The following is a 22991-nucleotide window of genomic DNA, read 5'->3' on the forward strand; positions in this document are numbered from 1 at the left end:
TTCTCATTTCAATGGGTATACGCAGTTGCTTCAACTTCAAATTGCATACTGGGCAATGCCAGTTGTGTTACAGGGATAAGTGTACAAGCAGGAAAGTTTTGTTCAGGCCATAATGTCTGCATGATTTTAATCACGACCTGATGTTTGCTCGTATCATGATTCACAATCAGTAGCCTTAACATCGCGATATGATGAATAGAGGCCTGCATATATTGAAGTGCTCGTTTAACATTGTGAAACGCTTGCCATACTTGTTGGGAAAAATCGGCTGAAATTTCACCTGCCTGATTTTCCCCACCTTGACCTGCAATATGCAGGATACGCTGAACGTGTGTAATTTCTACAATATGACTATAAGCAAATGCCTGGGGATTATATAACGTTTCTGGGTTAATGACTTGAAAAAAAGGTACAGATTTGCATGACATGAGAATATGACCGTTACTCGAATTGATGCTAGTATCAAAGCTCAAGTTAACTTGAGGTCAAGCGATTGAAGCAATCAAATCAAGAAAATTTAGGGCAACAGTTCATCACAATTGGAGAGTTGGCGAAACGAAGCGGTGTAAGTGTGCCGACCATACGCTTTTATGAAGCGAAACAATTGATCTGGAGTATTCGAACTAATGGCAATCAACGCCGATATCTGCGTGCGATGCTCAGACGTATCGCAATTATTAAAGTAGCGCAGTTGGTGGGCATCAGTCTTGAAGAGCTTAAACAAGCATTCTCGGTTTTACCCGATCGTAAAATGGCATCTAAACAAGACTGGGAAAAAATGTCTAATCTCTGGAAGAATCAACTCGATAAAAAAATTCAGACCTTATTGCAGCTCAGACAGCAACTCGACTGGTGTATCGGGTGTGGATGCCTCTCACTTGATCAATGTCCGCTACGTAATCCTGATGATCATTATGCGAGCCAATCAAATGGCGCACATTTTCAGAGGGTTCAATACCAGATTGAACAGCTTGATACAGAAGATTAATGTTTTAAACGGGTTTTACTTAAAGTAATTAGCAGTACGCCTAAAATGTTAAGTACACAGCCTAGCCATTGCCACAAGTTTAATTGTTCATTTAAAAAGATGACAGCAAGTAAAATGGTTAAAATAGGGCCAATTGAGGCAATCATTGCAGATTGAGAGGCGCCTAATCGCTGGATACCTTGCATGAGCAATATGGTTGGAATTACCGTGACGAAAAACCCCAAACTGATACCGTAACCCCATACAGCCAATGGTAATTCATTGATGACCGTTAATGGTGCAGGAGTGGCAATTAAATAATGCATGATAGTACCTAAGCAGGCAACACTTGAAGCCAAACCTGTAAAGTTCCATGAACCAAATTTCTTAATTAAAGCAGGAGTTAAAAGAAGGTAAACTGCAAAGGCAACTGCACTGGCAAATACGAGACTTGCACCCAACCAAAAACCGCCCTGACTTGGTGCATTTTTACCCTCTTGTAACATCACTAAAACGGTTCCTCCATAACTCAGAAAAATGGCAAACCAAGTTTTTATATTTAATTTTTGATGATAAAGAAAAGAAGAAGCTAAAACAGTGAGTGTTGGATATAAAAATAAAATAATGCGTTCAAGTGATGCACTGATCAACATCAGACCCATAAAATCTAACCAGCTTGCAAAGTAATACCCTAAAAGCCCAGAGAAAATTAAAACAAGCCAATCTTTTGCCGAAATGGCTTGATTATGATGGCGATTAAACCAGCATAAAAGTAAAAAGAAGGGTAAGGCGCTGATCATGCGAAGTGCCATAAGCAATGTTGCATCTACCAAAGGTGAAAGAGCATAAGCTTGTTTGATGAATATTGCTTTTGTACTAAATAAAAATGCAGCAGAAACCGCGCATAATGAACCAGTTTGAACTGGTGAGAAGGAAAATCTCATGAAATGAAAAATATAAAAATAATAGTTAAATTGTAGAGTGAAACCCTTCAATTTTATATTTTTATTCTAGAAAGATGAATTGCTAGTTCAAAATATAGGTATTTATTAAATAAATAGTGGGTGGTAATTTGAAAAAGTTCAATTAGAATCCAAAAAATGAACAAAACACAACCTGGGGGAGAACATCGTTTTTTACGATGTTTGTACTTAAGAAAATTAGCTTGAGGAACGCTCATGCAGATCGGAATCCCAACAGAAACGATCGCTGGTGAAAATCGTGTTGCTGCGACACCAGAGACTGTTAAAAAGTTGATTAGTGCTGGCCATCATGTCGTTATTGAACGTGGAGCAGGGGTAAAAGCTGCTTACATCGATAGTGCTTATGAACAGGTGGGCGCCACCATTACGGATAATGCCTATCAAGGTAGCCAATTGATTTTGAAAGTTCGTGCACCACACAGTGACGAAATTCAAAAGCTTTCAGCCAATACGACCGTTGTGGCAATGTTTGATCCTTATCGTAATCCTGATCTGGATGCATTTGCGGATCAAAATGTGTCTGCATTTGCGCTAGAGCTATTACCACGTACCTTGTCGCGTGCACAAAATATGGATGTTTTATCCTCTCAAGCCAACTTGGCTGGATACAAATCTGTATTACTCGCTGCTGCTGAATATCAACGTATGTTCCCAATGCTCATGACCGCAGCAGGTACAGTAAAACCTGCACGTGTGGTGATTATGGGCGTTGGTGTTGCAGGTCTTCAAGCGATTGCAACTGCAAAGCGTTTGGGTGCAGTGGTTGAAGCAACCGATTTGCGTCCAACGGCTAAAGAGCAAGTCGAATCGCTTGGGGGGAAGTGGTTAGACGTGCCAATGTCACCTGAAGAGCAAGCGCGTGCCGATGAAGCTGCCAAAAATGGATATGGCTGGACACCAGGTGAGCAGTACATCAAGGATCAGGCAGCCATTGTCGATAAAGCCGTATCCAATGCCGATATCGTCATTACGACTGCGCTATTACCGGGTCGAAATGCACCGCGTCTGATTAAAGCGGAAACGGTGGCCAAAATGAAACCAGGTTCGGTGATTTTGGATATGGCAGTTGAAACAGGTGGTAACGTTGAAGGTTCTAAAGTCGGCGAAACGGTATTCACCGAAAATGGTGTGAAGATTTTAGGTGTTCCCAATATTCCATCGACCTTGTCGACAGAAGCTTCAGCACTTTATGCACGTAATGTGTTCAATTTTGTTGAAACACTGTTTGATCAAGACAAAAATTTTGCCATCAATCCAGAAGAAGAAATTCAGAAAGCCCTATTGGTCACTCATGGCGGTCAAGTGCTGCTTAAGCGTGGTTAAGGAGAATACTCATGGTTGAAACGATTACAATTTTCGTCCTTGCCATCTTCGTAGGTTATTACGTGGTATGGGGGGTAACACCTGCATTACATACGCCGCTTATGGCAGTGACCAATGCTTTATCTTCGATCATTATCGTGGGCGCGATGATCCAAACCGTGGGTTTACCCATGATTGGTGTGGAAGGTAGCGTAGATTTTCAAACAATTAATGTTGTGAGTGTATTAGGCGCAATTGCGGTGTTCTTGGCCAGTATTAACATTTTTGGTGGTTTCGCAGTGACTGCGCGCATGCTTGAAATGTTTAAGCCGAAGCAGAAAAAATAAGAGGACGAAAACATGGAATTTATTCGAGCGAATGCAGAGTGGTTCTACCTCATTGGTGCTGTCCTGTTTATTATGACGCTACGTGGTTTGTCTGGCCCTAAAACAGCAATTTCAGGCAACCGCTACGGCATGATCGGTATGGCGATTGCGGTATTGACCACGTTCTTTGTCGCGGATCATCCTGTGGTCTGGATGATTGTTGGGGCAATGGTGTTGGGTGCGATTGTGGGGATTGTGCGTGCACGTACAGTACCGATGACACAAATGCCAGAAACGGTTGCACTGATGCACTCTCTGGTGGGTTTGGCAGCAGTACTCATTGCGATTGCGGCAATTTTGCATAACAACCAATTAACAGTTCTGTTCGAACAAAACGAAGCAGCATTGACTGCTGCGGGCGTTCAGCATGCACATATGAGCCCAGTGCATTTATTTGAACTGTTTGTAGGGTGTTTTGTCGGTGCGATTACCTTTACAGCTTCGGTGTTTGCCTACGGTAAACTGGCTGCAAAGAAATGGGCAAAAACCATTTCTGGCGCTTGGGTTAAACCTGTTCAGGCAATCATCTTTATTGCGATGTTGGCTTGCGGTTTTTACTTCTTCTCGACGGGCAATATGACGGCATTCTGGGCAATGACCATATTGGCACTTGCATTTGGCTGGGTCTGGATTGCGCCTGTCGGTGGCGGTGATATGCCAGTAGTGGTGTCACTTCTCAACTCATTCTCTGGATGGGCGGCAGCAGGGATTGGTTTTACCTTAGAAAATAACATGCTGATTGTGGCGGGTTCATTAGTCGGTTCATCGGGTGCGATCCTGTCTTACATTATGTGTAAAGCCATGAACCGTAACATCTTAAATGTTCTGTTTGGTGGCGCAATGGGCGGTGCTGCGGTTGCGGGTGCTGCCAAAGGTGAGCAGGTTCAACGTAACCATCGTTCAGGTTCGGCAGATGATGCAGGCTTCTTGATGTCGAATGCAGACAGTGTGGTGATTGTACCAGGTTATGGTATGGCACAAGGTCGTGCACAAAATGCGGTAAAAGAACTTTGCGAATTGCTCAAAGAGCAGGGCGTAAAGGTGCGTTTTGCAATTCACCCAGTGGCGGGGCGTATGCCAGGTCACATGAACGTACTTTTGGCAGAAGCTGACGTTGCATATGAAGACATTTTGGAAATGGATGAGATTAACTCAGACTTTCCAGCAACCGACGTCGTACTTGTCATTGGTGCCAATGACGTCGTCAATCCGGCTGCCAAAGATGATCCAAGCTCTCCAATTTATGGTATGCCGATTTTGGAAGCACACAAGGCACGAACCATTATGGTGATCAAACGTTCAATGGCAACAGGTTATGCAGGTCTGGATAATGATTTGTTCTATAACGAAAAAACCATGATGATTTTTGGTGATGCCAAGAAAGTGGTGGAAGATATGACCAAAGCCATTAATGGCAATGGTCACTAATCTGAGCTAAAACGAAAACCACCTGCGGGTGGTTTTTTTACGGATGAATAAAGCTTTATTTTATACGCATCGATGTATGATAGTTTTATATGCGATGATGTTGGTATTGGCCTGGATTATTTTTATACAACATGGCAAGTCGGACACGTTTACTGTCTTAATTTTACTAACTGCCATCTACGGTGGCATGTTCTTTTTACATTTTAAGGCTTCAAACGAAGTGAAAAACGGCACTGAAGTAGGAAAAACCTTATCACAAGGTTTAGGGTGTTTATTACTCCTTGGATTTCCAATAGGAACTGTGGTGGGAGTATTTATTTTGATCAATACTCGTAAAAAGAAATGGCAGACCAGTACGCTCTATGCGTCGAATCCTCATGAAAGTGTATAGTTGATTGGATTAAGGGGTTTTGTGCTCTGTCATACATGTATTAATCAAAATCTTAATCATAAAAAAGCGACCATGAGGGTCGCTTTTTATATGCTTTTATAATTTTAGGCTGTTGCCTCTGGAGCATTGCGCCATAAGCTTTCAAGGTCGTAAAACTTACGAGCAGTAGGTAGCATTACATGTACAACGACGTAGCCTAGATCGATGAGGATCCATTCTGCATCGCGTTCACCTTCAATGCCGATTGGACGAAAACCTGACTTACGTGCTTCATCAGCTACGTTGTCTGCAAGGGCTTTAACGTGACGGGTTGAGGTACCACTAGCAATAATAATTGCGTCAGCAACATTACTGATGTTGCTGACATCAAGCTCTAAAATGTCTTTTGCTTTTACATCGGTAAGCGCATCATGTACGACTTTTAAGCATGTCTGTACATTATGCTGCGTTGAATTCATTGCGAGATCGTGAGAATTAGAAGCGCTGGGCGATGGTTCTAAATTCATAAAGGGTATAGTTTCCTGACAATTACTCATTGTTTAATATAGCGTCTTTACGTCCAAATTTCAATTTTTGATCGAAGATGATATTGAAAAAAATTGTTTAAAAAAGAAACATGCATTTAACTAGCTATTTACATCATTTGCGAAATATTTGTTTTTCCACGCAAAAGATTGCGCTGAGCTGGATTGAGGTCGATATTCAGCCGCAATATAACCTTGATAAGTGCTTTGCTGTATCCATTGAAAAATTTCATTAAAGTGGATTTGCGCAGTATCTGGTTCGTGACGTCCAGGACAGTCTGCAAATTGAATATGTCCGATCTGACCGATATTTTCTTTTAAGCCTGCGAGCACATCTTCGCCCATCATGGCCATATGGTAACAATCATATTGCATCTTGAGAGCAGGGTGCCTTACAGCTTCTAGCATTTCTTGCGCCTGAGCAATGTTCTGAACCAAGAAGCGTGGCATATCTGTACCATTGATCATCTCAAAAACGGGCTCAATACCGTGTTCAGTCAAACGCTCACATGCAAATTTGAGATTACTGGCTAGTGTATTCAAGCAAGGCAGCAGGTCTGTATCAACCGGTTGTTTGCCAGCGAGAATATTCACCCGTGGAACATTTAACGCAGTGGCATACTCAACGGCTTGTTGTAATGCTTGTGCAAAAGCCTGTTCTTGACCTGGTATGCCAGCCAGACCATCACCACCTTGCATCAGGTCGCCTGCGGGAACATTGATCAGACATAAACTCAAATTGTATTGAGCCAATTGAGTCTGGATCTCCTCAATAGAGAGCTCATACGGAAACTGGATTTCAACATGCTGAAATCCATACTGATGCGCTAATGCAAAGCGTTCAATTAAAGGTGACTCTGTAAATATCATGGACAGATTGACTGCAAGCTGACTCATCATGTATTTCCTTACTTTTTATTGATCTTGATCTTCTACTTGTTTGATCATAGTAGCTAAATCACTTTGCGCATAGCCGTTTTGTTGGTGGCTGTGTAACTGATGTAGAGCCTGATGTGCAACAGGGATATCTAGCGCATAATGCGTTGCCAGCTCAACAGCATTATTTAAATCTTTGGCGAGCGTTTGCACTTTCCATTGCACAGGCTCAAAAATTTGTCGTGCCATACGTGGCGCCAAAATTTGAAAGGGTTTGGAGTCGGCAAAGCCATTGGCTAATGCAGGTGCCAATAGTGTTGTGTCAACACCTGCACGATGTGCAAGTGCTACAGCTTCAGCGATTAAAGCACTGTTTGCAGCCACAATTAGTTGATTGCATATTTTGGTTGCCTGACCTGTTCCTGTATCTCCCATGCGTGTCACACGCTGTGAAAGTACGTTATAAATTAAGCCTAGATCTTGAATCGTACTTTCATTACCGCCTGCAAAAATGACCAGCGTTCCTTGTTCTGCGCCTGAGGTTCCACCTGAAACAGGAGAATCAATCCAGATGGCTTGCTGCTGCTGAGCACGGTCGGCCAGATATTTGGTTTGGTTTACAGACAAGCTAGAAAAATCCACAATAATCTGTTGAGGACGTACAAGGTGATGAACTTGTTCATACACATGATTTACGGCCTGATCATCTGCCAAGCACATCAAAATAACAGGATAATCTGCAATTTTTTCAAGACTCAGGGCTTGTGCACCCATATCGAGTAAAACATCACATGCGCTTTGTGTTCGATTCCAAACAGCCACAGAAAAACCTGCCTGAACCAGTCGTGTCGCCATGCGGCTACCCATTAAACCCATCCCGATAAAAGCAATAGGCGTGTGACGATCAAAACGCATAATGTAATCCTTGATTATTGATATTGACGAGGCAAAAACTCTACTTCGGGATGTTTGTCCTTTTGTCGCGCGAGTCGACTATTTTTACCCAATAATAACTTTAACTGCCACAGCTTCTCCAGGCGTAAGGCACGCTGAGGTTGATGTTCCATGGCATTTAAGACAAATTTCGCTGCGGCCAGTGCATCTGGGGAACGCTGTTGCAACTCGCTGGCTAGTTGTTGTGCATGCTGCCATGGCTGTGCTGAAAGATGAGTGACCAGACCAATGTCATGTGCGTACTCTGCATCGAAAATTCGTGCAGTCAGTGTGAGCTCTTTGGCAAGATCTGATCCAATTAGTCCTTTGATTGATCGAGTAAGTCCCATATCTGGAACAAGACCCCAGCGGCTTTCCATAATTGACATTTGTGTTTCTGGATGAGCAATCCGAATATCGGCAGCGAGTGCCAATTGCATGCCTGCGCCAAAACAATAACCTTCAATGACAGCAATTACAGGCACAGGCAGGCTTTGCCAGATCAAAAATGCCTTTTGGAACAGGCTTTGTCCTGGTTTAATTAATTCCCATGCCGCATATACTGTATTTTTAGGATTATTCAGGTCGCTTAAATCAATACCTGCACTAAAGACATGCGCTTCACCACTTAGGATGACACAACGAACAGAGCGGTCTTTTTTGATGGTTTTAGCTGTCTGAATAAGCTCACGAAGCAGATTGAAACTCATCGCGTTACGTTTTTCTGGACGGTTTAAAGTAACCTGTGCGATGCCTTGAGATATCGTGAGTTTGATCGATTCCATGTCTGAGGACTCATCTAAAAATATATAATCCTGAGCATAACATGAGCTGTCTCTTTAAAAAGAACAGCTCAGTCATAGATTTATTGCTGCTCGGATAAAATATGTTTGGCTGCACCTTCCACTTCGCGAATAGTCAAATGCAGTTCTTCGAAACGCTTTAATACATTTTGCACAAAGTCTGCATCAGCCTTGCGACGTTCTTTGCGTAAAGTTGAAACAAACTGTTCAAACTCACCAGTCACGTGTTGTAATTTTGGGGTGCCTACATAGCGTGTGGCGCCATAAAGTCGATGCAAAACATGTTCAAGCTGTGGGAAGTCTTCAAGCTCAATCAGTTGTTCCATTTCACCTAACTCTGTTTCGAAGCTGTCCACCAGCATTTTGAGCAAGTCATAGGCGAGGTCTTCTTTATTGGCTGCCAGTTGCAGGCTTTGTTGCCAATCTAGAATAGTGGGATCAAGTGCATCAATTAAAATTTGATGATCATTTTGAGGTGGATGATCAAAGTCAGCTTTACTCCACTGATTTAAGATATGGATGATCTGTTCCATCTGGATCGGTTTAGTGACGTAATCATCCATCCCTACTTTGAGTAGTTTTTGTTTTTCATCTGCCAAAGCGTGTGCGGTCAGTGCGATGATTGGTAAGCGCATCTGGGTGTCAAGTGTTGATTCCAGGGAACGAATGGCACGTGTGGTATCAATCCCAGACATAACAGGCATCTGAATGTCCATAAATACCACATCAAATGGTTTTTCATTTTGCTCGATACGCTGTTCAATAATATTTAAAGCCTCCTGACCGCTCAAAGCCTTGCTGGTGGTGACATTCAGCTCACTTAATAAGGCTTCAAGTACAATCAGGTTGGGTAGATGATCATCAACAGCCAATACATGTAGGCCACGACCATTAAATTGCTCAGGGGGCTGCTCAAAAATAGGTTGATTGCTGAGGAGCTGGATCAGGGCACTACGGCTTAATGGCTGATATAACGGTCTTGCACGGTATTCATTCAGCATGTTTGGTTCAAGTGCCATCTGATAACCATATACCGCGAGATTACCCGTATAGCGTTGACGAATTTCTTTGAGTAACGCTTCGGTATCGCCACTATGATCTACAATTAACCATGTGTTTTCTTTTGAACTTAAGTGATTGAGTCGACTAAATAGCTCCAGAATTGAGGTGATTTCAGTATGTTGAACCTCATAGTTTTCCAGATAATGACGTAAAATATTGGCCGTCGCAGGGTGTGCCAAATACGATACGACCTGAAGTTGTGGGAACTCTGGGTGGTCTATAATGTGTGCTTCTTGAGTTTTAAACTGAGCCGTAAACCAGAATGTCGATCCTTTTTCGGTCGGTGCACGTTCCTGGTTGTCCTCAAAACCAATATGACCATGCATCAATTGAACCAGTTGTTTTGAAATGGCTAAGCCTAAGCCTGTTCCACCAAATTGACGTGTAACCGAAGCATCCCCTTGAGAAAAGGATTCAAACAGTTTCTTACGGTCTGTACCACTTAAACCGATCCCGCTGTCCTGCACACTAAAATGCAGTAAGCATTGATCAATATCGTCATGTTCCATTCTAACCCGAACAATAATCTCGCCATCTGGAGTAAATTTAATGGCATTGGAAATCAGATTGGTGAGAATCTGCTTGACTCGTAAGGCATCACCAATCACGATTTCTGGAATGTTATCACCATAATAAAATGCCATGTCGATGTGCTTTTGTGCGGCCAGTGGCGACAGCATATCCATCACATCAAAAATGGCTTCTTCGAGATTAAAGGCGGCGGTTTCGAGTTCGAGTTTCCCTGCATCGATTTTTGAGAAATCCAGTACATCATTAATGAGTGCTAATAGATGCGCAGAGGATTTTCGAATGGTTTGCATATAAAGGCGCTGCTCATTGCTCAGATTTTGCTGGCGCAGCATTAAATGAATAAAACCATCGATACTGTTTAGAGGCGTACGTAATTCATGACTGATATTGGCAAGAAAAACCGACTTGGCCTGATTGGCTGAAATTGCCTGATCACGTGCCTGACGGTAGGTAATATTCTGTACTTCTAAAGTATCTAGCGTTCGACGTAAATCATCTTCAGTTTGTTCGGTGTGTTCTTTAAGCTCCAAAAAGCTGAAGTGTAAACGTTTGACCACATTGGCAATATCGCGCTGTAGCAAACGTAGTTCACCCGTACTGTTAATGACCATATGCTGGTCAAGTGTATCTGCATTCAGGCGCTGTAATTGCATACGAATTTCGTACATCGGTGCAATCCAGCGACGTGAATAAAAGTTTAGGCACAATAACAGTAAAAGTAACGTGATCAAGCCAGTGACGATAAGCACAAGGAAGACCCGATAATGTGCAATCTGTAACGGTTGATTGTCCATCTCAACGACGAGCCAAGCTGCTTGGTGTAGGGGAGACTGAATACGCTGTCCGTAGATATTATTATGATTGTGAGTAACTGGCCCAAAAAACACCATATTTGGAATTTGTGGCCAGAAGCGTGTATCTCGATAACCAATGCTGAGATAGACTCGTCCTTGCTGATCAATAATGGCTGCACGCTTTAGATAGCGTTCATTAAACATGTTTTGCATGATGCGCTGTGCCTGATCATATTGCTCAGGACGTCTTTCGACCAGTTCAAGCAAATTACTGGCTGTATGCTCATAGCGCGTAAGTAATGCAGCAGCGGTATGACGTTGTTGAGATTTCGCTGCCGCGCTGGTTTCATTTAGAACCAGAACCGTTCCCACACTGGCCAACACCATAATGGGTACAAAAATTAAAGCGATCAGTTGCCCATAGGCATGGTTTAACTGTAAACGTTTCGATAACTTTTTATTAAAATTTGACATAGCCTGATCAGATCTATCCCTATGAGCGGCATATTAGCATGCTTTACCCAAAACTGATGGGGCTTTAAGCAAGCTTGAGAAAAACCTGAGGGAAAGGAGTGCAGGCGAGGTGTTTTTTTCATACAATAGCCGTCACCTTGATTCAGGTGTTGATCATGAACACAGTAGAACCTAATTTTTTAGCTGATGAGTTTTTGTTAGATCATTATGTTGGAAAGACGCCATTGGTGCGATTACAGCGTTTGGCGTGTCATACACAATCGGTAGTATTGGCAAAATTAGAAGGCAACAATCCAGCAGGATCCGTTAAAGATCGCCCTGCTTATAACATGATCATGCAAGCTGAAAAGCGTGGAAAGATTCGACCAGGCGATACATTGATTGAAGCAACCAGCGGAAATACAGGAATTGCCTTGGCGATGGTTGCGGCCATGCGTGGTTATAAAATGAAGCTGATTATGCCCAATAACATGAGCCAAGAGCGTAAAGATGCAATGTTGGCTTATGGTGCAGAGTTGATTGAAGTGACTCAGCAACAAGGCATGGAAGGCGCTCGTGATTTAGCCTTGAAAATGCAATCAGAAGGTCAGGGGCTTGTTTTAAACCAGTTTGGTAATCCTGATAATGTTGAAGCACATTATCTCACCACTGGCCCTGAAATCTGGCAGCAGACTAATGGAAAAATCACGCATTTTGTGAGTTCGATGGGAACGACGGGCACCATTATGGGTGTATCAAAATATCTAAAAGAGCAAAATCCAGATATCCAGATTGTCGGTTTACAACCATCTGAAGGATCAAGCATTGCGGGGATTCGACGTTGGCCACAAGAATATTTGCCAACCATTTTTGAACCGTCACGTGTCGATCGAATTATTGATATTCCGCAAATCGAAGCTGAAAAAACCATGCGCCGTCTTGCCAGAGAAGAAGGAATTAGTGCAGGAACTTCTTCGGGGGGTGCAGTGTGGGCATCTCTCAAGATTGCGGAAGAGCAGCCCGATGCAGTCATTGTTTGTATTATTTGTGATCGCGGTGATCGTTACTTGTCGACTGGACTATTTTCGGTTCAAGATTGAGCGATAAGTTATTTGCAAGCTGAGAGAGTTTGATGCGTTTTCCGACACTGGTTTTTGATATTGAAACACTCACCGATTTAAAAGCGGGTGCGCATTTATATCATCTGGATTTACCTGAAGCTGATCTTGAGCAGGCACTGATCAAACTGCGCCGTCAAGAATCTGGGATGGATTTTCAGCGTTTGGCATTGCATGAAATCGTTTGTATTTCGGGACTATGGATTGATGAGCAAGGTTTTAAGCTGTTCTCTTTTAGTCAGGAAAATCTCAGTGAAAAAGAAATTCTGACCAAATTTCTATCCATTTTTGATAAACGTCATCCGACACTCGTGAGTTGGAACGGTTCGCAATTTGATTTGCCTGTTATCTTGTTTCGCGCGATGTATCATGGTTTATCTGCACCAAGTTTGTTCGATCAGGGAGAACTTGATCAGCAAAAGCGTTATAATAACTATCAGAATCGTTACCATCATCGTCATATCGATTTGATGGATGTTATGGCCATGTTTAATGGTCGTAATTTTCAAAAACTGGACGATGTGGCCTGTGTACTTGGCCTGCCAGGCAAACGCGGTGAGTCGGGTTATCATGTTCCAGAGTATGTCAGGCAGGCTGAATGGCTTAAACTGACCAGCTACTGCGAAGGTGATGTGCTCAATACATGGCTGATTTATTTACGCTGGTTGTTGCTAAAAGGACAAATGTCACTGGATGATCATTATCACTGGATTCAAACAACGATCGGTTATTTGCATCAGCAACCACAACAGAACGAATTTTTAAGTGTCTGGCAGAAAACCGCTCAGCACACGACATTTACATCGCAATATTTTCCTTGCACTTCGCAGGAAGAAGGTTCCTCTTGAAAAAACATGCTTCATCTCGTTCAAAATCTGCAACGGTCTATACGTTTCGGATAGAATCTTTTTCTCATGAAGGACGAGGGATAGCACATTTTGGTGAGTTCGCTGAACATCCTCAGACAAAACATGGCAAAAAGGTATTTGTTCGCTATGCTTTACCTGGAGAGGTTGTTCGGGCAAAAATCACCCACGAAACCAAACGTTTTGAAGAAGGTGAGCTGATTGAAATTCTCGATCAGCCTTCTATTGATCGTATTGTGCCTGTCTGTCCGCATTTTGGTGTTTGTGGTGGTTGTAGTATGCAACATATTACGCCTAACCAACAAATTCAGATCAAGCAGCATGTATTGGCGTCGCATTTACAGCATTTTGCTGGTTTAACCGTTAATGAGTGGCTAACGCCAGTCCGTTCACTACGTGCAGATTATCGACGTCGCGCACGCGTAGGCGTGCGTTATATTCCGGCAAAACAAAAGCTGATCATGGGCTTTCGTGAGCATGGGAGTAATCGTTTAACACCCATTCAAAGCTGTGCTGTTTTAGATCAAAGACTTTCTCAAGCATTACCCGAACTTTATGATGTGTTAAATCGGCTTGTTGCCAAAGCTGAGATTGGTCATATTGAGCTGGCAATGGGCGATGATGAGGTTTCATTACTGGTTCGACATCTCAACACTTTACCAGATAGTGATATCACTCAATTGTGCGATTATGCGCAGCATAAAAACTGGCAACTCTATTTACAGGCAAAGGGTTCAGATAGCTTAAAGCGCGTAGACCGATCTGGTGCAGAGATGCGATTGCATTATGCTGTACCTGCTTTTAACCTAAATTTTGCGTTTTCTCCACTTGATTTTACACAAGTCAACGCAACCGTAAATCAACAAATGTTAAAATTGGCATGTGATTTGCTTAAGTTGCAAAAAGGTGAGCATGTTCTTGACTTATTTTGCGGGTTGGGAAATTTTTCGCTGCCTTTGGCGCGTTGTGTCGGTGACACAGGACGTGTGGTGGGTGTAGAGGGAAGTGAAGAGATGGTTCAACGAGCGTTTGAAAATGCAGCCCAAAATGCTTTGCACAATGTTGAGTTCTATTCACAAGATTTAACAAAAGATTTTTCGCATCATTCTTGGGCAAATCAAGGATTTGATGCATTATTGATTGATCCTCCACGTTCCGGTGCATTTGAAATCATGCACTATATTGCGAATTTTGAGGCAAAAAGAATCGTTTATGTATCATGTAATCCAGCAACATTGGCAAGGGATGCAGGTGTACTGGCTCAACATGGTTATCAGTTAAAGAAAGTAGGCGTTATGGACATGTTTACACATACTGAACATGTTGAATCAATTGCTTTATTTGAGAAAATTCAAGAGATAAACGATTAAAAACATGAGTTACAACACCATAGGAGAATGGTATGGTCACAGTACGTGAGCAGTTGCCTGAGCGACTCTCAGAGTTGGCTGAGGAAACGACTGTAGAGCATGCCGAAAAAACACAACTCGATTTGGCTTCATGGTTCAAACGAGTGAGTGAAATATTAGACGGGGCTGAGCTAAAACAACTTGAGAAAGTGGCTCAACTAACTTTAAAAAAAGTGTTGGAAACAACCGTCAATCATCCTTCTAATACTTTTACAACAGGTATTGGAATGGCTGATATTTTGGCACATTTACATGTCGATGAAGATACCTTGTCCGCAGCAGTACTCTATCGTAGTGTGCGTGAAGGGATTATTCCTATAGAAGAAGTACGCGATAAATTTGGTGAGCAAGTTCATAGTCTGGTCACAGGGACTTTGGCAATGGGTAAGCTCTCTGAAATGATCGAAAAAAATAAACGTCTGGAAGATCATTTTAATAATAACCAGCGTGAACATTTGTCAGGCATTTATAAAATGCTGATTGCTGTGACGGAAGATGTTCGAGTTGTTTTAATTAAGCTTGCAGAGCGTACCTTCACACTGCGTGAACTGGCAAAATCATCGCGTGAGCGTCAAGAGCGCGTAGCGCGCGAAATTCTTACCATCTATGCACCTCTTGCTCACCGTTTAGGTATTGCGCAGCTCAAATGGGAGCTGGAAGATCTCGCATTTCGTTACCTGGCTCCTGAGCGTTATAAAGAAATTGCCACCTTATTGAATGAAAAGCGACTTGAGCGTGAACAATACATTCAATCGGTGATTTTAAAATTAAAAACTGAATTGTCCGAATATGGTATAAACGCCGAAATTACTGGACGGGTTAAACACATTTATTCGATTTATCGAAAAATGAAAAGTAAAAACCTGAGCTTTGATCAGTTATATGATATTCGTGCTCTGCGTGTGCTGGTTCAAAATATTCCAGAGTGTTATCACTCCTTGGGCATTGTTCATCAGATCTGGCGACATATTCCGCATCAGTTTGATGATTATATTACCAATCCAAAAGCAAATGGCTATCGTTCGCTGCATACTGCTGTGATTGCCGAGAACAAATCACTTGAAGTGCAGATTCGTACCCACGAAATGCACGAAGAAGCCGAGCTTGGTGTTTGTTCTCACTTTAATTATAAAGAAGGTTCAAAAACCACCGATCGTTCTTTTAACCATCGATTACATTCATTGCGTTCGGTTCTGGAACATTATCAAGAACGTAATGAGACAACTGTACATAAGAATGATGATGAAGCCGAAAATTTTGAAGAATTGCAAAATTTTGAGGACTTCGAAAAAATTTATGTATTTAGCCGTGATGGTGATATTAAAGAATTGCCGCGTGGTTCAACCGTACTGGATTTTGCCTACCATGTGCATACTGAGGTCGGTAACAAATGTTATGCAGCGCGTGTCAATCAGCGCTATGTTCCACTGACCTATACGCTAAAAACAGGTGAGCAGGTCGAGATTCTGACCAAAAAAGATCGCGAACCAAATCGCGACTGGTTGGTCAACTCACTGGGTTATATCCGCACCGCACGTGCTAGAGATAAACTACGTCATTGGTTCCGCCAGCAAGACCGCAGTAAAAACCTGGAAATTGGCAAAGAGATTCTCAATAAGGAACTTTCCCGTCTTGCCATTCACCCGAAAAGTATCGATTTAAGTGATTATTGTGCTCATTTTAATGTCAAGTCGGGTGATGATGTTCTGATTGCACTGGTCAGCGGTGATGTCAGTCTACATTCACTGATCAACCAGATTAACCGTCAGATGCATCTCGATCAGGATGAACCTGAACTGGTGCTCAAACCGACACTTAATCCGCGTGCAAGCCATACACTCTCTGCACATGGTATTTTGATTGATGGTCTGGATAATGTTGAACTGCACATTGCGCAGTGCTGTCAGCCTGTACATGGTGAGTCTATCGGTGGTTATATTACCTTAAATCGCGGGGTCAGCATTCATAAAGTGGGTTGTCCTGATTATCAGCGTATGATCAAAAATGAACCAGAGCGTGCTGTAGAAGCAGACTGGGAAATGCAGCCGACCCGTGGTCAGAGCGTGCAAATTGTGATTGATGCTTATGATCGTCGTGGTTTACTCAAAGACCTGACCCAAGTGATTTTTTCAGACCAGATTAATATCCGTCAGGTGAATACTATTTCAGAGGCAGATGGTATTGCCAATATGAAACTTCTGATTGAGGTTAAGGGGTTAGCGCAATTATCTCGACTTCTGGCTCGCTTGGAACAACAGCCTGGAATCATTAGTGCGCGTCGCTTGATTCAAGGCAATTAATCAACATATGTCAGCCTGCAATTGCAGGCTGACGTTTAGATCTGTTTTATGACTTATTGCGTCGTGATAGCCAAAGATTACTCAGTCGGTTTATGAGTTGAGGGCTGACGCTCGACAATTGATACAGTATTTTGGTTTTGAGTCCGACAGGCGTATGTGTAGCTTGAAAAGTGGTCTGTTCTTTTTGAGCGAGTTTGAGTACTTCAATTGCAACGTCGCGTGGTGTCAGATCTACGCCAATGTTTTGAATGCTGCCTGCATCCATATCTTTAACCATCGCTGTTTGCACAAAAAGCGGCATGACATCTAATACACGGATATTGTACTTTGACCATTCAATATCGAGTGCTTCGGTGAGCCCGCGTACTGCAAATTTACTGGCTGAATAAGACGCAAGATCGGCCTGACCGTAAATGGCAGAGGCCGAGGATAAATTAATAACGCGCGCAAAGTTGCTTTGTTTTAGGTAGGGTAGTGCAGCGTGGCAACCATTGAGTACACCCATACAGTTGACTGCCATGGTTCGTTGATGAGCTTCAATATTAATACTTTCAAAACAGCCAGAGTAAAGAATCCCTGCATTATTGATCAGAATATTAAGCTGACCTGCCCAAGTCATAAATTGCTCAAGAGCTGTTTGCCATGATGCATAATCACTCACATCAAGGTAGCCTGAATAGGCTCTGCTGCCCAATTGCTGGGCAAGTGTATCCACTGCTTGAATATTCAGATCAAATAAACCCACATAATAGCCATGATCATAAAAAGTTTTGGCAATTTCGGCGCCAATGCCTTGACCTGCACCACTGATCAAAATAGTTTGTTTCATCTTTTTGCTCTTGGTTTAATGGATGAAGACGATGTATTGGAGAAGATGGATGCATGATAGCAAACCTCATGATAAACAGATTAAATTTTGAGTGACTTAAGCGGAGACATTTTGTGGAAAAACTGTTAGATATCATGCAAACCTTGCGTTTAGAGTGTCCTTGGGATCGTGAACAAACGCCTTTAAGCTTAACCCGATATGCGATTGAAGAAGCCTATGAAGTAGAAGCTGCTGTTCGCTCAGGTGATCTGAATGAAATCCGTCAGGAGCTTGGTGATTTACTGTTACAGGTGGTTTTTCAGTCGCAGATGTATAAGGAACAAGGTGCTTTTGATTTTCAGGATGTTGTGGCGACCTTAAGTGAAAAGTTGATCCGTCGTCATCCACACGTATTTCAGGCAGAGCAATTCTCTGCTTTAGATTCAGAACAGGTGAGTGAACTTTGGCAGCAGATTAAACAACAGGAAAAACAAGGTAAAAGTCGTTCAAGACTAGATGACATTAAGCCTGGACCTGCTTTAAATCAGGCACAGCATATTCAAAAAAAAGCAGCGCAATTGGGCTTTGATTTTGACAATCTTGAAGATGCCTATGGAAAGCTCAAAGAAGAGCTAAGTGAGTTTGAAGCTGCTCTGCATAAGCAGGATGTAGATCATATTTTTGAAGAATTTGGTGATTGTTTATTTTCATTGGTCAATGTTGGACGTAAACTAGGCCTATCGAGTGAATCGGCACTACTTGCTACAATTCACAAGTTTAGACAGCGTTTTGCTTATATTGAGAAGCAGGCGCAATTACAACATAAAGTGCTTGAAGAGATGAGTCTGCAAGAGATAGACGGGCTCTGGAATCAAGCCAAACAACATCTGAATAATGGTTAATTCATGTCAATACGTCATTTTTTTACATTTTTTTGGGCGACATTGCTTACACTTTTTTCTATGCAAATTGTTTTTGCACAAGGGTTTGATCAACAATATGATGCTTGGAAAACACAGCAAAAAGCACATGATACCCGTTTAAACTCATCTGCTAGTCATCATTCCCTGTCTAAACCGACACAGCAATCTGGCACTGGGGTGAAAGTCAATATTAACTCCGCAACGGCCAAAGAATTACAGCAGTTGCATGGGGTGGGAGAGAAAAAAGCACTCGCCATCGTTGAATATCGTCAGCAGTATGGCAAGTTTGCGTCTGTAGATGATCTACAGAAAGTAAAAGGAATTGGCCCTAAATTTATAGAAAAGAACCGAGACCGTTTAGCCATTTAAGAGGCTGAGTCATGCTCAAAATACCGAATAAAGCAGTGAGAGAATCAAATTGCCCTTTACTCAGGTTAGAGATATGATTAGCAACATCTTATTATTAACGTCCTGACGTAGGAGACAGCGTCTTTTGCAAACCTTGCGCGCGTCAAAATGTGGGTTATCGACTACACAATTACCTGCTTCTATTTTAGATGTGATTGATAGTCTAAACAAAGCAGGCTATGAAGCATATATCGTTGGTGGTGGTGTTCGGGATTTGATGCTTGGACTAAATCCAAAAGATTTCGATGCTGTTACCAATGCCACACCAGCTCAGGTGAAAGAAGTTTTTGGGCGTCGTTGCCGAATTATTGGGCGCCGATTTGAATTGGCCCATGTTTACTCAGGCCGAGAACTGATCGAAGTTGCGACTTTTCGTGCACCACCAAAAAAAGCAGTCACCAGTGCATCTGGCATGATTTTGCGTGATAATAACTGGGGAACGATTGAGCAAGACTTTGCTCGTCGGGATTTCTCAATTAATACCTTATATTATCAGCCACGCAAAGGAATCGTACTCGACTTTTGTGATGCTGTTTCAGATGTCAAAAAAAGAACCCTACGTCTGTTAGGCGACCCAGCCCAGCGTTTTGAAGAAGATCCTGTGCGTATGCTGCGAGCATTACGCTTTGCAGCCAAATTGAATTTTGACATCGATCCCGAGATTCTTAAGATCTTTGATGTTGAAATGACCCAGTTGCTTAGAGATGTGTCACCACATCGTCTTTATGATGAATCGCAAAAGCTATTTACTATGGGGCATTTGTCCCGTGTATTGCCGATGCTGATCGAATTTGATATCTGGCGTCAACTGTTTGCTGATGTCAAAGCTGAAATTACTCCTTTCATTGAACGTGCAGCGAAAAACACAGATCAGCGTATCCAGATTGGCAAGACCATTAATCCTGCATTTTTCTATGCGGTTTTGCTCTGGCGTTCGTTCTTGGAGCGTAGTGACTTTTATTTGCAAAAAGGTATTGTCCCTGCTGAAGCGCGTGCACAGGCTGGGCTGGATGTACTCAAGCGTCAGGCAACACGCACCGTGATTCCACGTTTTGCAGAAACTTTTATTCGTGAAGTATGGGAAATGCAAACCCGTCTTTTAAATCCGAAGCCACAGCAGATTGAGGCATTGGCGGGGCATGCCAGATTCCGTGCTGGATTTGACTTTTTGTTGTTGCGTGAGAAGTCTGGAGATTCTTCTACTCAGGGGATGGGCGAGTGGTGGGAGCATTATCAGTCCTTGAATGCCGATCAAAAAGAGGTGGTGATTAGCCAATATAATCGTCAACGTGCAAAAACTCGCCGTAAAGTGCAGCAAGATGCCGTTGAGCAAAAAGAATCGGCAGAGATTGAACCGCTAGTCGATGTACCAGAACCGCGTAGTCGCCGTGACCGCAAAACACAAAATAGATCATCATCTGCACCTCAGCGTAACGACTCATCTCAAGGCTCGGAATCTCATTTTGGCGCAGATCATCCTATTCTAAAACGTAAACGCGTGAAAAGAGATCTGGCACAGGTGGTCTTTGGACCAACCCAATGAGCATAACCACCTATATCGGAATGGGAAGTAATCTGGGAGATTCGCGCCAGTTGCTTCAACAAGCAGTTCGACAGTTGCAAACATTGGGACAGGTACAAGTTTCGAGGCTTTACCAGAGTCCGCCTATGGGGCCTCAGGATCAGCCACATTATTTGAATGCAGTGGTACAACTGAAAACAGATCTGGACCCGCTGATATTGCTTGATGTACTGCAACAGTTTGAACACGATGCAGGACGTGTACGTCTACGTCGCTGGGGTGAGCGGACGCTTGATCTTGATTTGCTGTTGTATGCAGATCAAAACATTCATCATGAACGTTTAACTGTACCGCATATTGGCTTGCTGGAACGAGATTTTGTGGTCATTCCTTTACTGGATATTGATCCTACACTGGTTGTCAAAGGCCAAAAACTCAAAGATTTAACACTCATACACGATCCATCACTTACTGTGATTGAGGATCAAAACTGGGTTGAAAAATAACGCGCTGTTGTGGGTAGCGTTGATAGAGGACATCACGATGATTAGTCTAAGTGACTTAAGAAAGTTTAAAACTGAAGGACGCAAATTTTCCTGCTTGACTTGTTATGATGCAAGTATGGCTAAAGCGATGGAGTTTGCCGAAATTGACTCGATTCTTATTGGGGATTCTTTAGGGATGGTCATTCAGGGTCACGATTCGACTTTACCTGTTACGGTGGATGATATGGCTTACCATACTGCGGCTGTACGTCGTGGTAATCAGCATTCGTTTATTATGACTGACTTACCCTTTATGAGTTATGCCACCTTGCCTGATGCCCTGAATAACGCCAAAAAAGTCATGCAGGCAGGGGCACAGATGATCAAGATTGAAGGTGGTGCCTGGTTAAGCGAATCCATTCGTGTTTTGACACAAAATGGTATTCCTGTATGTGTACACTTGGGTTTAACACCTCAGTCTGTACATGTTTTTGGTGGATATAAATTACAAGCCAAAACTCGAGAAGCTGCGGATCAACTGATTGCAGATTGTCAGGCGGTGGTTGATGCGGGAGCCGCAATTTTGTTACTCGAATGTGTGCCAGCGCAGTTAGGGCAGGAAATTGCAGAATTATTTCCACAAACGCCTGTCATTGGTATTGGTGCGGGTAAAGAAACTGATGGACAGGTATTGGTTGCTCAAGACATGCTGGGACTCAGCTTTGGCAAAGTAGCACGTTTTGTCCGTAACTTTATGAAAGAACAAGCTGGAGAGACTGCAATTGTAGATGCATTTAAGGCATATCATGCTGCTGTACAAGACCAGTCATTTCCTGCACGAGAACATACATTTCAGGTAGAGCTGTAATTTATGAAAACCGAAACCACGATTCAGGGATTAACCGCGTCACTCAATCCTGCACGTACAACACGCAAGATTATTGGTTTTGTGCCAACGATGGGTAATTTGCATCAAGGTCATCTCAATTTAGTTCGTGAAGCAAAAAAACTCTGTGATATTGTCGTGGTCAGCATTTTCGTCAATCCGATCCAGTTTGGAGAAGGTGAAGATTTTGAAAATTACCCACGTACACTTGAGCAGGATAGCCATCTACTTGCAGATGTAGGCTGTGATATTATTTTTGCGCCTTCAGTCGAACAAATGTATGGTAAACATCCACGTCTCACCAATATTTCTGTGGCTGATATTACCGATGATCTTTGCGGTCAATCACGTCCTGGACATTTTGACGGTGTAGCCGTTGTCGTCACCAAACTATTCAATATTGTGCAGCCGAATGTCGCATTTTTTGGCCAGAAGGATTATCAGCAACTTGCTGTCATCCGCCAGTTGGTACAGGATTTGAATTTGCCGATTGATATTATCGGTGTGCCGATTGCGCGAGATCATGATGGACTGGCATTGAGTTCAAGAAATGGTTATTTGTCTGAAGCAGAACGTCAGATTGCGCCTACCATTTATCAGTCATTAAAATTGGCGGAACAGCAACTCCATCAAGGTGTTGAGTTGGTAGATGTATTGGATGAGTTAAAGTTTCGATTGACAGCCGCAGGCTTCGTTGTTGATTATGTTGAGGCGCGCCAGCCCAATTTACAGCCAATTGCGCAATTTGATCGTGATCTGGTACTTTTTGTTGCTGCAAAGCTGGGTAAGACACGACTCATTGATAATTTACAGGTTAAGTTGAAGGCATAATT

Annotated in this window: 23 protein-coding genes; 15 read left to right on the top strand and 8 right to left on the bottom strand. The window is 42.7% G+C overall.

The genetic code is table 11. From position 1 onward, the window contains the following. Positions 1 to 8: 8 nt before the first annotated feature. Positions 9 to 428: a RidA family protein gene (locus F952_RS06800; protein ID WP_004924440.1), complete on the bottom strand. Its 420-nt coding sequence runs from the start codon at positions 426 to 428 to the stop codon at positions 9 to 11. Positions 429 to 493: 65 nt separating this feature from the next. Here F952_RS06800 and soxR point away from each other — a divergent pair, with 65 nt between their 5' ends. Further along, positions 494 to 988 (top strand): redox-sensitive transcriptional activator SoxR, encoded by a 495-nt coding sequence (gene soxR, locus F952_RS06805; RefSeq protein ID WP_004924441.1) that lies wholly within the window; start codon positions 494 to 496, stop codon positions 986 to 988. Here the strand turns inward: soxR and F952_RS06810 are convergent. Further along, complete coding sequence (locus tag F952_RS06810) at positions 985 to 1911, bottom strand: DMT family transporter (protein ID WP_004924442.1); 927 nt, start codon at positions 1909 to 1911, stop codon at positions 985 to 987. The genes soxR and F952_RS06810 overlap by 4 nt on opposite strands. 234 nt (positions 1912 to 2145) lie before the next feature. Here F952_RS06810 and F952_RS06815 point away from each other — a divergent pair, with 234 nt between their 5' ends. The 4 genes from F952_RS06815 (at position 2146) to F952_RS06830 (ending at position 5457) form a co-directional block, all read left to right on the top strand. Beyond that, positions 2146 to 3273, top strand: a complete 1128-nt coding sequence (locus F952_RS06815) for a Re/Si-specific NAD(P)(+) transhydrogenase subunit alpha (protein WP_004924443.1) — start codon at positions 2146 to 2148, stop codon at positions 3271 to 3273. Between the two features lie 11 nt (positions 3274 to 3284). Next, complete coding sequence (locus tag F952_RS06820; RefSeq protein ID WP_004924444.1) at positions 3285 to 3599, top strand: proton-translocating transhydrogenase family protein; 315 nt, start codon at positions 3285 to 3287, stop codon at positions 3597 to 3599. Between the two features lie 12 nt (positions 3600 to 3611). Then, a complete protein-coding gene (locus F952_RS06825) occupies positions 3612 to 5066 on the top strand; it encodes an NAD(P)(+) transhydrogenase (Re/Si-specific) subunit beta (RefSeq protein ID WP_004924445.1) in 1455 nt (484 codons plus the stop codon). Between the two features lie 76 nt (positions 5067 to 5142). Further along, a complete protein-coding gene (locus F952_RS06830) occupies positions 5143 to 5457 on the top strand; it encodes a hypothetical protein (RefSeq protein ID WP_004924447.1) in 315 nt (104 codons plus the stop codon). Between the two features lie 104 nt (positions 5458 to 5561). Here F952_RS06830 and rsfS read toward each other — a convergent pair whose 3' ends face one another. From rsfS to F952_RS06855, 5 genes are all read right to left on the bottom strand, one after another. Further along, a complete protein-coding gene (gene rsfS, locus F952_RS06835; RefSeq protein ID WP_004924449.1) occupies positions 5562 to 5963 on the bottom strand; it encodes a ribosome silencing factor in 402 nt (133 codons plus the stop codon). A gap of 120 nt (positions 5964 to 6083) precedes the next feature. Continuing rightward, positions 6084 to 6878, bottom strand: coding sequence for a hydroxypyruvate isomerase family protein (locus tag F952_RS06840; protein WP_026056878.1), 795 nt, complete (start codon positions 6876 to 6878; stop codon positions 6084 to 6086). An 18-nt stretch (positions 6879 to 6896) separates the two neighbouring features. Beyond that, a complete protein-coding gene (locus tag F952_RS06845) occupies positions 6897 to 7772 on the bottom strand; it encodes an NAD(P)-dependent oxidoreductase (RefSeq protein ID WP_004924453.1) in 876 nt (291 codons plus the stop codon). A 14-nt stretch (positions 7773 to 7786) separates the two neighbouring features. Next, positions 7787 to 8575: a crotonase/enoyl-CoA hydratase family protein gene (locus tag F952_RS06850; RefSeq protein WP_004924457.1), complete on the bottom strand. Its 789-nt coding sequence runs from the start codon at positions 8573 to 8575 to the stop codon at positions 7787 to 7789. 80 nt (positions 8576 to 8655) lie between these two features. Further along, positions 8656 to 11454, bottom strand: a complete 2799-nt coding sequence (locus F952_RS06855; protein ID WP_004924459.1) for a GacS-like sensor histidine kinase — start codon at positions 11452 to 11454, stop codon at positions 8656 to 8658. 155 nt (positions 11455 to 11609) lie between these two features. Between F952_RS06855 and cysM the strand changes: the two genes are divergently transcribed. Genes cysM through F952_RS06875 form a run of 4 tightly spaced genes read left to right on the top strand, consistent with a single transcriptional unit; the run spans position 11610 to position 17126 of the window. Continuing rightward, on the top strand, positions 11610 to 12533 hold the full coding sequence (gene cysM, locus F952_RS06860) for a cysteine synthase CysM (RefSeq protein WP_004924463.1): 924 nt from the start codon (positions 11610 to 11612) through the stop codon (positions 12531 to 12533). Positions 12534 to 12565: 32 nt separating this feature from the next. Then, positions 12566 to 13399: a 3'-5' exonuclease gene (locus F952_RS06865; protein ID WP_004924466.1), complete on the top strand. Its 834-nt coding sequence runs from the start codon at positions 12566 to 12568 to the stop codon at positions 13397 to 13399. Continuing rightward, on the top strand, positions 13396 to 14787 hold the full coding sequence (rlmD, locus tag F952_RS06870) for a 23S rRNA (uracil(1939)-C(5))-methyltransferase RlmD (RefSeq protein ID WP_004924469.1): 1392 nt from the start codon (positions 13396 to 13398) through the stop codon (positions 14785 to 14787). The genes F952_RS06865 and rlmD overlap by 4 nt, the downstream gene beginning before the upstream one ends. Before the next feature lie 32 nt (positions 14788 to 14819). Further along, complete coding sequence (locus F952_RS06875; RefSeq protein ID WP_004924472.1) at positions 14820 to 17126, top strand: RelA/SpoT family protein; 2307 nt, start codon at positions 14820 to 14822, stop codon at positions 17124 to 17126. A gap of 46 nt (positions 17127 to 17172) precedes the next feature. On the opposite strand, the gene F952_RS06880 is transcribed toward F952_RS06875, so the two are convergent. Next, positions 17173 to 17955, bottom strand: a complete 783-nt coding sequence (locus F952_RS06880; RefSeq protein ID WP_004924478.1) for an SDR family oxidoreductase — start codon at positions 17953 to 17955, stop codon at positions 17173 to 17175. A gap of 113 nt (positions 17956 to 18068) precedes the next feature. Between F952_RS06880 and mazG the strand changes: the two genes are divergently transcribed. From mazG to panC, 6 genes are all read left to right on the top strand, one after another. Then, positions 18069 to 18836, top strand: coding sequence for a nucleoside triphosphate pyrophosphohydrolase (mazG, locus tag F952_RS06885; RefSeq protein ID WP_004924480.1), 768 nt, complete (start codon positions 18069 to 18071; stop codon positions 18834 to 18836). Between the two features lie 3 nt (positions 18837 to 18839). Beyond that, positions 18840 to 19226, top strand: a complete 387-nt coding sequence (locus F952_RS06890; protein ID WP_004924483.1) for a ComEA family DNA-binding protein — start codon at positions 18840 to 18842, stop codon at positions 19224 to 19226. A gap of 124 nt (positions 19227 to 19350) precedes the next feature. Then, positions 19351 to 20808: a polynucleotide adenylyltransferase PcnB gene (gene pcnB, locus F952_RS06895; protein WP_004924487.1), complete on the top strand. Its 1458-nt coding sequence runs from the start codon at positions 19351 to 19353 to the stop codon at positions 20806 to 20808. Further along, complete coding sequence (gene folK / locus F952_RS06900; RefSeq protein WP_004924489.1) at positions 20805 to 21293, top strand: 2-amino-4-hydroxy-6-hydroxymethyldihydropteridine diphosphokinase; 489 nt, start codon at positions 20805 to 20807, stop codon at positions 21291 to 21293. The genes pcnB and folK overlap by 4 nt, the downstream gene beginning before the upstream one ends. A gap of 37 nt (positions 21294 to 21330) precedes the next feature. Continuing rightward, positions 21331 to 22140 (top strand): 3-methyl-2-oxobutanoate hydroxymethyltransferase, encoded by an 810-nt coding sequence (gene panB, locus F952_RS06905; protein WP_004924492.1) that lies wholly within the window; start codon positions 21331 to 21333, stop codon positions 22138 to 22140. Between the two features lie 3 nt (positions 22141 to 22143). Further along, a complete protein-coding gene (gene panC / locus F952_RS06910; RefSeq protein ID WP_004924494.1) occupies positions 22144 to 22989 on the top strand; it encodes a pantoate--beta-alanine ligase in 846 nt (281 codons plus the stop codon). The last annotated feature ends 2 nt before the right edge of the window (positions 22990 to 22991 follow it).

It is taken from the genome of Acinetobacter baylyi DSM 14961 = CIP 107474 (assembly GCF_000368685.1).
Taxonomy (GTDB): Bacteria; Pseudomonadota; Gammaproteobacteria; order Pseudomonadales; family Moraxellaceae; genus Acinetobacter; species Acinetobacter baylyi.

Bases quoted from the DNA above. Each gene is read 5' to 3' on its own strand.
- F952_RS06865 (WP_004924466.1), top strand. From the start codon at position 12,566: ATGCGTTTTCCGACACTGGTTTTTGATATTGAAACACTCACCGATTTA.
- F952_RS06850 (WP_004924457.1), bottom strand. From the start codon at position 8,575: ATGGAATCGATCAAACTCACGATATCTCAAGGCATCGCACAGGTTACT.
- F952_RS06815 (WP_004924443.1), top strand. From the start codon at position 2,146: ATGCAGATCGGAATCCCAACAGAAACGATCGCTGGTGAAAATCGTGTT.
- F952_RS06830 (WP_004924447.1), top strand. From the start codon at position 5,143: ATGATAGTTTTATATGCGATGATGTTGGTATTGGCCTGGATTATTTTT.
- F952_RS06890 (WP_004924483.1), top strand. From the start codon at position 18,840: ATGTCAATACGTCATTTTTTTACATTTTTTTGGGCGACATTGCTTACA.
- F952_RS06825 (WP_004924445.1), top strand. From the start codon at position 3,612: ATGGAATTTATTCGAGCGAATGCAGAGTGGTTCTACCTCATTGGTGCT.
- F952_RS06845 (WP_004924453.1), bottom strand. From the start codon at position 7,772: ATGCGTTTTGATCGTCACACGCCTATTGCTTTTATCGGGATGGGTTTA.
- F952_RS06875 (WP_004924472.1), top strand. From the start codon at position 14,820: ATGGTCACAGTACGTGAGCAGTTGCCTGAGCGACTCTCAGAGTTGGCT.
- F952_RS06810 (WP_004924442.1), bottom strand. From the start codon at position 1,911: ATGAGATTTTCCTTCTCACCAGTTCAAACTGGTTCATTATGCGCGGTT.
- panC (WP_004924494.1), top strand. From the start codon at position 22,144: ATGAAAACCGAAACCACGATTCAGGGATTAACCGCGTCACTCAATCCT.
- F952_RS06855 (WP_004924459.1), bottom strand. From the start codon at position 11,454: ATGTCAAATTTTAATAAAAAGTTATCGAAACGTTTACAGTTAAACCAT.
- cysM (WP_004924463.1), top strand. From the start codon at position 11,610: ATGAACACAGTAGAACCTAATTTTTTAGCTGATGAGTTTTTGTTAGAT.
- panB (WP_004924492.1), top strand. From the start codon at position 21,331: ATGATTAGTCTAAGTGACTTAAGAAAGTTTAAAACTGAAGGACGCAAA.
- F952_RS06800 (WP_004924440.1), bottom strand. From the start codon at position 428: ATGTCATGCAAATCTGTACCTTTTTTTCAAGTCATTAACCCAGAAACG.
- rsfS (WP_004924449.1), bottom strand. From the start codon at position 5,963: ATGAATTTAGAACCATCGCCCAGCGCTTCTAATTCTCACGATCTCGCA.
- F952_RS06880 (WP_004924478.1), bottom strand. From the start codon at position 17,955: ATGAAACAAACTATTTTGATCAGTGGTGCAGGTCAAGGCATTGGCGCC.
- folK (WP_004924489.1), top strand. From the start codon at position 20,805: ATGAGCATAACCACCTATATCGGAATGGGAAGTAATCTGGGAGATTCG.
- F952_RS06820 (WP_004924444.1), top strand. From the start codon at position 3,285: ATGGTTGAAACGATTACAATTTTCGTCCTTGCCATCTTCGTAGGTTAT.
- F952_RS06840 (WP_026056878.1), bottom strand. From the start codon at position 6,878: ATGAGTCAGCTTGCAGTCAATCTGTCCATGATATTTACAGAGTCACCT.